Genomic DNA, 10,649 nt, shown 5'->3' on the forward strand with positions numbered 1-10,649 from the left:
GAGTTCCCTTTCGTTTTCCGCCGCGCACTGAAACCATTTCGCGAAAATGGCGCGGGCGGTGTCATCCAGACTTCGGAAACGCACCCGATGCGGACGCCGTGCCGGACGCCCCGACCAGTTCGTGGACGGCGAGCGGCACGGCGTGGGTCCCGGAGGTGACCGGTGGTGGTCCTCCGGCGTCGGCCGCGGTCCCGGGAGCAGGGGCGTGACACCAGGCGTACGGGACCGCACGGTCGAAGGTGCGCGCACCCGCGTACGCCGTCGAGGATGTGAATCTCGGGCGTACCGCGACTATGGAGGGCGCTGGGATGGAGCCGTTCCGTATCGAGATTCCGCAGGCCGACCTCGACGACCTGCGCCGACGACTTGCCGACACCCGCTGGCCGCACGAGCCGTCCGGGGACGGCTGGGAGCGCGGCGTGCCGCAGTCCTACCTGCGCGAGCTGGCCGAGTACTGGGGCGGCGGGTACGACTGGCGGGCGGCCGAGGCGCGACTGAACGAGTACCCCCAGTTCGTCACCGAGATCGACGGCGCCACCGTGCACTTCCTGCACGTACGCTCCCCGGAGCCGGACGCGACGCCGCTCGTGCTCACGCACGGCTGGCCGGGCAGCTTCCTGGAGTACGTCGACCTCGTCGGGCCGCTGACCGATCCGCGCGCCCACGGCGGCGACCCCGCCGACGCCTTCCACGTGGTCGTCCCGTCCCTTCCCGGGTACGGCTTCTCCGGACCGCTGACCGAGGCCGGCTGGGGTGTGCCGCGCATCGCGGCGGCGTGGGCCGAGCTGATGGACCGGCTCGGCTACGACCGCTACCTGGCGCAGGGCACCGACTTCGGCTCGTGGGTGACGATCGCCCTCGCCGCGATGGACGCCGGGCACGCCCTCGGGGCGCACGTCAACTTCCTCATCACGCCGCCTCCCGGCGACCCGCGCGAGCTGGGCGCGCTCGACGAGGACACCGGCCGGCGGCTGGCCCGGCTGGCCCACTTCGTCGACGACGAGTCCGGCTACATGAAGATCCAGGCCACCCGCCCGGTGACGCTCTCGTACGCCCTGACCGACTCGCCGGTCGGGCAGCTCGCGTGGATCGTGGAGAAGTTCAAGGAGTGGACCGACTCCGGCAAGAGCCCCGAGGACGCCGTGGACCGGGACCGCCTGCTGACCAACGTGTCGCTCTACTGGTTCACCCGGACGGCGGGCTCCTCCGCCCAGCTCTACCACGAGACGGCCGACATGCTCCCGGTCAGCGCCGCGCCGCGGCAGCTACCCCCGGTGCCGGTGCCGCTCGGGGTGTCGGTCTTCCCGCACGACCCGTCGCAGCCCGTCCGGGCCTGGGCCGAGCAGTCCTTCCCGAACATCGTGCAGTGGACCGAGCACGACCGTGGCGGTCACTTCCCGGGGCTGGAGCAGCCGGGTCTGCTGGCCGACGACATCCGCCGGTTCGCCCGTACCCTCGCCGGAGCCTGAGTCCCGGGACACCGGACCGGGCCGGCGCCAGTTTCCTCGACGGGCGGCCGGCGGTTGTACGAGACGTGACGGGAACCTCGCGATCCATCATCGCCGCCTCGGCGGCGGCGCAGCCCGAGTGGACGATCAGGTGGGCGGAGCGCGAGAACGACCGGCGACGGTGCGCGTACGACGCGGAGGTCGCGGCCTGGCGGCGGCACCACGACCACCTGGTCCGGCTGCGGATCGAGGCGGCCGGGTTCCTCGGCTGCACGCAGCCGAGGGCCGGCCTGCCGGTGGAGCTCGACGGCGACGAGGTCGTCTACCGGGTGCTGCCGGTCGCGGACCTGGTCGAGGTGGACGCGCGGCACGGCACCGGGCTGCCCGCCCCCGGTCCGACCGTCGTCACCGACGACGTCGCCGGCCGCGCCCTGCCGAGGGGTGTGCGGTGCGTCGCGACGGGCATGGCCGTGGTGACCAACCACCGCGTCGCCTTCGCCTCGCCGCGCGGGCGGCGGCGCGAGTGGCGGTACGCGGACCTGGTGGGGCCCGCGCACCATCCCGCGGCCCCGCTCACCCTGCTGCACGCCACCGACGGGCGCCGGCTCGCCGGGCTGCGGGTGCCAGCCGTCGCGGCCGTGAACTTCCGCTTCTACCTCACCCTGGCCTTCGCCGCCGCCACGGGCGGTCGGGCCGCCGTCGTCGGGCAACTCGATGCGCTGCTGGCCGCCCACCGGGGCGCGCGGCCGGCACCACCGCAGCCGGTCCACCCGGATCAGGCGCCGCCGGGCGTGCTGCCGGCCGGACGTCGCGCGGCCCTGGCTGCCGCCGTCGTCGCGGTGGCGTTCGTGGCGCTGTCCTCGACGGTCCCGGTGTCGCCGTCCCGGGCCGGCGCTCCGGTCCCGACCGTCAGCCCGGCTCCCGCCACCGCGCCGCCCGCACCGCGACAGCCCACCCCCGGCCTCCGCGTGGACGTCGCGCTGCCGCTGGCCCGGTGGTACGCCTGCCCGCCGGACGGTCCCGGCGCCGACCCGGCGGCGATGCCGCCTGCGGCGGTTCACGCGGTCACGGTGGCGATGAACGCGGCGACGTTCGCCACGGTCCGCTGGATCTTCTCCTCCACGGTGAGCGACTCGTGCAGCCGGGCGCCGGCGCCCGCGTCCTTCTTGCCCCGCACGTACAACGAGCAGGCGAGGTCGCTGCACATGTAGGTGCCGACGGTGTTGCCCTGCTGCCCGGCCCTGCCCGCCCTCGGCGCGACCATCAGCGAGACGCCGCCGGTGGGGGAGGTCAGGCACATCGAGCACATGCCGCGCCGTGGCTGCGCGGGGGCGGGGCTGGGGCAGCGCAGCGCGAGGGCGCGGGGCCGGCCGTCCAGCTCCGTGACGAGGTACGCGCGGTGGGGGGCGCGCGGATCCCGCCAGCCGAGGTAGTCCAGATCGTCCCAGGGGCGCTCGGCCAGGTCACGCGGGACGGACAGGCGCCTGGCCTCGCCCTTGGTGCAGTTCACGAAGGCGGTGCGGATCTCCTGCTCGGTCAGCGGCTTCATACAACGCACGCTAATTTGCCTAAAGGTATTAGGCAAATGCATAATGAGTCATGCCGAGCGGGCGGAGGAGCATGGGCCGCGCAGGACTGACCACGGAGCGCCTGACCCTGGCGGGCGCCGAGCTGGCCGACGAGGTCGGCTTCGACCAGGTGACCGTCTCGGCGGTCGCCAGGCGGTTCGACGTCAAGGTCGCGAGCCTCTACTCGCACCTGAAGAGCTCCCAGGACCTCAGGACCAGGATCGCCCTGCTCGCACTGGAGGAACTCGCCGACCGGGCCGCCGACGCCCTGGCCGGCCGCGCCGGCAAGGGCGCCCTGACCGCCCTCGCCGACGTCTACCGCGACTACGCCCGGGAGCACCCCGGCCGCTACGCCGCCGCCCAGCTCCGGCTCGACCCGCAGACGGCGGCTGCCAGCGCCGGCGGCCGGCACGCCCAGCTGACCCGGGCGCTGCTGCGCGGCTACGACCTGAGCGAGCCGGACCAGACGCACGCCGTCCGGCTGCTGGGCAGCGTCTTCCACGGCTACGTCAGCCTGGAGATGGGCGGCGGGTTCAGCCACAGCGCCCCCGACACGCAGGAGACCTGGTCACGGGTCCTGGACGCCCTCGACGTCCTGCTGCGCAACTGGCCCGCGCCGGACGGCACGACGCGCTAGAGCCGGTGCCGGACCCAGACGTTGGGCTCGACGTAGACGGCGTGGTCGTGCGCCACGTCGCAGTGCACCGGCACCAGGGCCCCCGGCACGTGGACCGGCCCGCTCGTGTCGAACGGCAGGCCCGTCCAGCGACGCCAGTCGGCGAGCGTCCCGCTGATCGTCATCGACCTGGGGGCGACGCGCTCGATGCGCCCGCCCGCGCGGACGTGCACCCGCAGCCACGGGTCGACCGGCAGGCCGTCGTCGCGGACCTGCGCCGCGTACCGCACCATCGGCAGCTCGGGCAGGGTGTGCTTGCCGCTCGGCCGGACCGGCGCGACCAGCGTGTCGTAACCCAGTCCCGCGACGGCCTTTCGCATGGCGGCGAGCATCACGGCGGACAGCCCGGTGCCGCGGTGGTCCGGCCGCACGCAGATCTCCAACGCCGACACCATGTTCGGTTCGGCGCCGGTGAGGCGGTTGACGGCGGCGCGCTGGATCACCCGGTCCCAGCCGCCGTCGGGAAGCTCGGGCTCCGTCCAGCGCAACGGCACCGCGTACGCGCGGGCGACCGCCCGGGCGGGATCGGCGGGGTCCACGGCCGCGAACACGAACTCGGGATACAGGTCGTGGGCGACGGTGTAGTACACCGCGCCCATCGGGTCCCACAGCATGAACGGTGGCCACGCCCCGTCGAAGTCCTCGTCGAGGCTACGGCCGAGGTCGGGACGGTCCGCCAGGCTCACGATGTCGAGGGTCACGGCGGAAACGTAGAGCGTCGGCCCCGCGCCGCGCACGCCGATTTCCTACGCTGTGCGCCGGGTCACGGCCGCCCCGACCGACCCGGCGAGCCGCCGCCGGGCCCGCGACCCGACGGCCGTTGGCCGGTACGCGGAGCTTCGGTCTATGGTGGCGCCGTGATCGTCCCCGGCCCCTCCCGGCAGCGCCGCACCGCGGCCCGCCAGGACCTCTGCGCCCCGTCGCGCACGGCCGCGACGGTCGGTCCGCGGACCCACCCCGTGGCGGGTACGACCACCCGTCGCCTCGTCGTGCCGTCGGTCGCCCGCCGGGGCGCCGTCGCGCCGCCGACCCGGCGGGCGCCTCGCCCGCGCCGCCCGCCACCACCCGGTCGAGATCCACAGGACCGGCACCGGCGGGCGGAGCGCATCAGCGCTCCGCCCTTTCTTTTCGCCCGAGCAGGAAGAGGAACCGATCGTGTACGTCGTGAACAGGCAGGCCGAGCTGGGGGTGCTCCGACTCGTCCTGGAGGAGCAGTACGAGCGGCACAGCACCCAGCTGGCGTTGCTGGCCCGGCAGGCGCGCCGGACGCGCTCGGACGGCGCGGACGTCGAGGCCGCCTCCGCGTTGACCGCCGCCACGCGCCGCGCCCTGGGTGACATCGCCCGGGCGCTGCACTACCTGGAACAGGGGCACTACGGCACCTGCGAGGGATGCGACCGCGACATCCCGATCGAGGAGCTGGCGCACCGCCCGGCGGCCCGGTACTGCGCCCCCTGCCAGCCGGTGTCGCACCGGCGATCCGCGCCTCTCGCCGCCCTGCGGAGCGACGTCCGATCGTTGCGCGCCTCCCGTGGAACCTCCGGCGCGCCCGGCTCAGCGCAGCGGGTCGAAGGGGCGAAGCTCCACGGGCTGCCCGCCGCCGGTGATCTGCTCGGCGAGCAGTTCGCCGGTGAGGGGGCCGAGGGTGATGCCCCACATGCCGTGGCCGCCGGCGGCGAAGACGCGCGGTGACCTGGTCCGGCCGATCAGGGGAAGCCCGTCCGGGGTGCAGGGTCGCGAGCCGACCCACTCGTCGGTACGGGCGTCCAGGTCGGCGCCCCGCAGCAGCGGTCGGGCGGCCTCGGCGATGGCCGAGACGCGGCGCCCGTCCAGCGGCGCCTCGGCGCTGCGGAACTCCATCATCCCGGCGACGCGCAGCCGGTCGCCCAGCGGCGTGCAGGCGACGCGCTGGGCGGGGAAGTAGACCGGCCCGGCCGGCAGGTGCTCGATCGCGACGCTGAAGCTGTAGCCGCGGCCGGCCTGCACGACGGTGCGGACGCCGAACCGCCGGGCGAGCTGGCCGAGCCAGGTGCCGGTCGCCAGCACCACCGCGTCGTAGCGCTCGTCGGTGCCGGCGGAGGTCACCACCCGCACGCCGCCCGCCTCGTCGCGGACGTCCACGACGTCCACCCCGGCCACGATCGCGCCGCCGCGCGCGCGGACGGAGTCGGCCAGCGCGTGCACGTACTGCCCCGGGTTCACGTAGCGCTGGTCGTGCAGGCGGATGGCGGCGCCGACCGCGTCCGACAGGGAGGGCTCCACCTCGCGGGCCTCGGCCCCGGTCAGGACGTCGAACTCGATGCCCTGGCCCGCGGCGTGGATGTGTGCCAGCTCGTCGAGCAGCACCGACCGTTCGGCCTCGGTCCGGTACGCCGCGAGGAACGACTTCGCCTCGTGCGTCGGCGCCGCGACCCCGCCGGCCGTCAGCGCGTCGAACGCCGCCAGCGCCCGCCGGTTCATCGGGATGAGGGCCCGCATCGCGCGCTGCCACCTCGACGGCGTGCTGTGCCGCGCGAAGCCGGCCAGGAACCGCAGCAGCCTGGCGTCCGCGCGCGGCGGCACGTAGACCGGGGAGGACGGGCTGAGCACGGCGCGCACCCCGTAGCGCAGCACGGCCGGCTCGGGCAGGGGAGTGGTGATGCCGGGGGTGAGCCAGCCGGCGTTGCCCCACGACGCGCCCGCCGCCACGCCCGTGCGGTCGAGCACGGTGACCCGGACCCCCCGCTCCTGAAGGAACCAGGCGGTGGCCAGCCCGACCATCCCCGCGCCGACGACGGCGACGTGCTGGGGGGCGGGCACTGACTCGACGGGGGACATGTCGTTTTCTCCTTCAGGTGCAACGGGGATTGCGGCCAATCCTGTCCCCGCCGGACCGAGAGGTCATTGTCCGTCGCGGCCAAGGATCGCCCAGGTCGTTGGCCGGGTGGCACAAGAACGAGGCACAATCGCGGCATGCTCACCGTGGCCGGCGTGGTGGACGCGGCCGGCGCCGCGTTGCTCAAGGTCGTCGTTCGCGCCGGCGAGGCGGAGGTACGCGACGTGACCCTCGCCGAGCTCGACGACGCCACGCCCGGCCAGAGCGGCGACCTCGTCCTCGGCGCGGGCATCGCCACCCGCGAGCAGGCACTCGCCGTCGTCGCGCGCTGCCACGAGGCCGGGGCGGCGGGCCTCGTCCTCAAGCCCCCGCTGGCCGCGCACCCCGACGTGACGTCGGCCGCCGCCGAGCGGCGCCTGACCCTGGTGGAGTTGCAGCGCCACGGCTCCTGGGCCCAGCTCGTCTGGCTGCTGCGCGGGGTGATCGACCGGGCCGTCGCGCCCGGCTCGCCGGAGACCGGGGAGCCCGGCGTGTACGACGAGCTGTTCGCACTCGCCGACGCGACCGCCGCCGTCGTCGACGCGCCGGTCACGATCGAGGACGCCCAGTCCCGGGTGCTCGCCTACTCGTCGCGCCAGGACCGCACCGACCCGGCGCGCGTGTCGACGATCGTGGGCCGCCGCGCGCCCGGCGACGTGATCGCCCACTTCCGTTCCCGTGGCGTCTTCCGCAAGCTCGCGACGGGCAGCGAGCTGATCTTCGTACCGCAGGGCCCGGACGGGACGCTGCCCCGCCTCATCATCCCGATCCGCGCCGGAGGCGAACTGCTCGGCTCGATCTGGGCCGTCGTCGAGGGCCCCGTGCCGGAGGGACGGCTGCGCGATCTCCAGGGCACGGCGTCGGTGCTGGCCCTGCACCTGCTGCGCCTGCGCGTACAGGCCGACGTCGCGCGCCGGGTGTCGGCCGACCGGCTGCGGGCCGTCCTGCGGGCCCCCGGCGGCATCGGGCGCGAGGAGCTGGCGCTGCCCGAGGGGCCGTGGCGGGTCGTGGCCCTCGGCGCGCACGGCGGTACGGGGGAGATGGTCGACAACCTCGCCCTGTGGGAGTCGATCACCCGCCGCCACGGCTGGCGCCAACCGCTGCTCGCGGACGTCGGCGACGTCCTGTTCGCCGTCCTGGTCGACGGGGGCACATCGCCCGGGTCGCGGCGGTGGATGGAGAAGCTGATCCACGACGTCGCCGTGCACGACCCGGGCCTGTACGCCGCGTCCGGCGGCGTCGCCCGGGACCTGACGGAGCTGCCGCGATCGCGCGCCGAGGCGGCGGAGCTGCTCGCGTTGTGCGCCCCGGCGGGGCGACGCGGTCCGGTGCTGCGGTTCGAGGACCAGTGGGCCGAGGTGGTCGTGCACCGGGTGGTCGGCGCGGTGCCGAGCGGCGACCTGCTGGTGGGTGGGCCGCTGCCCACCCTCGTGGCCCACGACCGGGAGCACGGCACCGACTACGTCGCCACGGTGGCCGCCTGGCTGGACCAGCAGGGCGACCCGAAGAGGGCCGCCCGACAACTGCACGTGCATCCCAACACCCTCCGGTACCGGCTGCGCCGCCTCACCGAGGTCGTCCCCGTCGACCTCGGGTCGCCGCGCACCCGGCTGGCGTTGCAGATCCAGCTCGCGGCGCTGGGTCGCGCGGGGTCCGCGCCCCGCCCGGCGGGTTGACGGCCGCGGGCGCCGGGTGGGCCGGGCGCCCGGTTCGTCCCGACGGCCCCCGGCTGGGCCCGGCGGCGCGGGGGACCTCGGGCTGCTCAGGCGAGACGGTGGTCGAGGGCGGTGTGGCGGCGCCCGGCGCCGACGGTGCGGACGGCGGCGGCGAGGGCGCGGCGGGAGCCGACGAGGACGACGAGCTTCTTGGCGCGGGTGACGGCCGTGTAGAGCAGGTTGCGTTGCAGCATCATCCAGGCGCTGGTGGTCAGCGGGACGACCACGGCCGGGTACTCGGAGCCCTGCGAGCGGTGGATCGTCATGGCGTACGCGTGGGCGAGTTCGTCGAGCTCGTCTAAGTCGTAGTCGATGCTCTCGTCCTCGTCGGTGCGTACCGTCAGGGTCTGCTCCTCCGTGCTCAGGGCGGTGACGATGCCGACGGTGCCGTTGAAGACGCCGGCCTGGCCCTTGTCGTAGTTGTTGCGGATCTGGGTGACCTTGTCGCCGACGCGGAACACCCGCCCACCCAGGCGGCGCTCGGGCTGCCCCTCGCGTGCCGGGGTGAGGCGCTGCTGCAGCAGCGTGTTCAGGGCCGCCGCGCCGGCCGGGCCGCGGTGCATGGGGGTGAGCACCTGGACGTCGCGGCGCGGGTCGAGGCCGAAGCGGGCGGGGATCCGGGCGCAGGCGACGTCGACGGTCAGGGCGGCGGTGGCGTCGGTGTCGTCGCTGGCGAACAGGAAGAAGTCGTTGAGGCCCTGGAGCAGCGGCGGCCTGCCGGCGTTGATCCGGTGGGCGTTGGTGACGACCCCGGACTCCGCGGCCTGGCGGAAGACCTGCGTCAGCCGGACCCGGGGGATGGCCGGTGCGGCGAGCAGGTCCCGCAGCACCTCGCCGGCGCCGACGGAGGGAAGCTGGTCGACGTCGCCGACGAGCAGCAGGTGCGCGCCGGGCGGTACGGCCTTGACGAGCTTGTTGGCCAGGATGAGGTCCAGCATGGAGGCCTCGTCGACGACGAGGAGGTCGACGTCGAGGGGATTGTCCCGGTCGTGGCTGGCGTCCCCGCCCGGGCGCAACTGCAACAGCCGGTGCACGGTGGCCGCCGGATGCCCCGTCAGCTCCGACAGGCGCTTCGCGGCGCGGCCCGTCGGCGCCACGAGGGTGACCTTGGCCTTCTTCGCGACGGCGAGTTCGACGATCGAGCGGACGGTGAAGCTCTTGCCGCAGCCGGGCCCGCCCGTCAGCACGGCGACCCGGGAGGTGAGGGCGAGGCGGACGGCCTGCTCCTGCTCGGGCGCCAGCTCGGTGCCGGTGCGGGCCTTCAACCAGGCCAGCGCCCTGCCCCAGTCGACGCCGGTGAAGTGGGGCAGCCGGTCGGCGCGGTCGCGCAGCAGCCGCAGCAGTGATCCGGCGAGGGACTGCTCGGCGCGGTGGAACGGCACCAGGTACACCGCCGTCGTCGGCTCGCCGTCCGGCCCGGGCAGCGTCTCGCGGACCACGCCCTCCTCCTCGACGAGTTCGTCGAGGCAGGCGGTGACGAGGTCGCCCGGCACGTCGAGGATCTTGATGGCGTCGTCGACGAGCTGCGGGTGGGGCAGGTAGCAGTGCCCGTCGTCGGTGGCCTCCGACAGGGTGTGTTGCAGGCCGGCCTTGACCCGCTGCGGGCTGTCGTGCGGGATCCCCACGGCCTGGGCGATGGTGTCGGCGGTCTTGAAGCCGATGCCCCACACGTCGGCCGCCAGCCGGTACGGCTCGTTGCGGACCACGGTGATGGCGGCGTCGCCGTACTGCTTGAAGATCCGTACGGCCAGGGAGGTGGACACGCCGACGCCCTGGAGGAAGACCATCACCTCCTTGATGGCCTTCTGCTCCGCCCACGCCGCGGTGATCTTCGCGGTGCGCTTCGGTCCCAGGCCCGGCACCTCGACCAGGCGGGCGGGCTCCTCCTCGATCACGCGGAGGGTGTCGAGGCCGAAGTGCGCGACGATCCGCTCGGCGAACACCGGACCGATGCCCTTGACCAGCCCGGAACCGAGGTAGCGGCGGATGCCCTGGACCGTGGCCGGCAGGACGGTGGTGTACGAGTGCACCTCGAACTGCCGCCCGTACTGCGGGTGCGACGACCACCGGCCGGACAGGCGCAGGCTTTCGCCCGGCTGGGCCCCCAGCAGCGCACCGACCACCGTGAGCAGGTCGCTGCCCCGGTCGGTGGCCACCCGGGCGACGGTGTAGCCGGTCTCCTCGTTGACGTACGTCAACCGTTCGAGCACCGCGTCCAAAACGGCGGAGGGTGCGCGGGTGGGGGCGGTCACCCGCCCATCCTGCCTCCCGCCGACGCCACGGTCCCGGCGGCCCGGCGCGCGCCACCGCGGAGGAGCCGTCCCGCGCGGACGGATCGTGGATCCCTCCGGTGCCCGGATGCGCGGACGGCGGCGCGTGTGTTCCCTC

General features: G+C 74.7%; 7 protein-coding genes. 3 read left to right on the forward strand and 4 right to left on the reverse strand.

Annotated features, from left to right (window positions below; genetic code table 11):
* Positions 1-308 precede the first annotated feature (308 nt).
* Positions 309-1,469, forward strand: a complete 1,161-nt coding sequence (locus ACTMS2_RS23690; protein ID WP_441177350.1) for an epoxide hydrolase family protein — start codon at positions 309-311, stop codon at positions 1,467-1,469.
* 1,036 nt (positions 1,470-2,505) lie between these two features.
* On the opposite strand, the gene ACTMS2_RS23695 is transcribed toward ACTMS2_RS23690, so the two are convergent.
* Positions 2,506-2,997: an FBP domain-containing protein gene (locus ACTMS2_RS23695; protein ID WP_441177351.1), complete on the reverse strand. Its 492-nt coding sequence runs from the start codon at positions 2,995-2,997 to the stop codon at positions 2,506-2,508.
* A 71-nt stretch (positions 2,998-3,068) separates the two neighbouring features.
* On the opposite strand from ACTMS2_RS23695, the gene ACTMS2_RS23700 reads away from it, so the two are divergent.
* Positions 3,069-3,653, forward strand: a complete 585-nt coding sequence (locus ACTMS2_RS23700) for a TetR/AcrR family transcriptional regulator (RefSeq protein WP_441177352.1) — start codon at positions 3,069-3,071, stop codon at positions 3,651-3,653.
* Here the strand turns inward: ACTMS2_RS23700 and ACTMS2_RS23705 are convergent.
* Both ACTMS2_RS23705 and ACTMS2_RS23710 read right to left on the reverse strand, forming a co-directional pair.
* Complete coding sequence (locus tag ACTMS2_RS23705; protein ID WP_441177353.1) at positions 3,650-4,393, reverse strand: N-acetyltransferase; 744 nt, start codon at positions 4,391-4,393, stop codon at positions 3,650-3,652. The genes ACTMS2_RS23700 and ACTMS2_RS23705 overlap by 4 nt on opposite strands.
* An 853-nt stretch (positions 4,394-5,246) precedes the next feature.
* Positions 5,247-6,509, reverse strand: coding sequence for an NAD(P)/FAD-dependent oxidoreductase (locus tag ACTMS2_RS23710; RefSeq protein ID WP_441177354.1), 1,263 nt, complete (start codon positions 6,507-6,509; stop codon positions 5,247-5,249).
* 135 nt (positions 6,510-6,644) lie between these two features.
* On the opposite strand from ACTMS2_RS23710, the gene ACTMS2_RS23715 reads away from it, so the two are divergent.
* Positions 6,645-8,222: a helix-turn-helix domain-containing protein gene (locus tag ACTMS2_RS23715; RefSeq protein WP_441177355.1), complete on the forward strand. Its 1,578-nt coding sequence runs from the start codon at positions 6,645-6,647 to the stop codon at positions 8,220-8,222.
* Between the two features lie 86 nt (positions 8,223-8,308).
* On the opposite strand, the gene recD2 is transcribed toward ACTMS2_RS23715, so the two are convergent.
* The gene (recD2, locus tag ACTMS2_RS23720) at positions 8,309-10,513 is read right to left on the reverse strand and encodes an SF1B family DNA helicase RecD2 (protein ID WP_441177356.1); all 2,205 of its coding nucleotides are present in this window, start codon (positions 10,511-10,513) and stop codon (positions 8,309-8,311) included.
* Between the last annotated feature and the right edge of the window lie 136 nt (positions 10,514-10,649).

Source organism: Micromonospora sp. SD12 (assembly GCF_052068495.1).
GTDB lineage: Bacteria > Actinomycetota > Actinomycetes > Mycobacteriales > Micromonosporaceae > Micromonospora > Micromonospora echinofusca.